The 249-nt window shown below is 77.9% G+C and carries 1 pseudogene; it reads left to right on the forward strand.

From position 1 onward, the window contains the following. Positions 1–249 (forward strand): annotated as a pseudogene (locus IA22_RS34700) (protein disulfide oxidoreductase); the annotation flags it as partial.

The raw sequence follows: 249 nt of genomic DNA on the forward strand, positions 1-249 counted from the left end.
ATGGTGGAGCAGCACGGTCACACGCCGCACGAGAAGGCGGACGCGGCCCGCGCGCTCGCGGCGCGCCGCGGCCGTCGCGGGGGACTGCTCCCCGCAGCCCTGAGCAGGGCCAGAGCCGGCACACCCGCCGACCCTGGGCAGTGGGCGCCCCAGGTCGGTCGTGCCCTGGGACTGCCGGCCGCCGCGGGGCTCGGACCCGCCACCTACTTCGCCGACCTCGCCGCTCCTCACGGGGAACGGCACGTCCGT

Source organism: Kitasatospora papulosa, from assembly GCF_000717245.1.
GTDB lineage: Bacteria > Actinomycetota > Actinomycetes > Streptomycetales > Streptomycetaceae > Streptomyces > Streptomyces papulosus.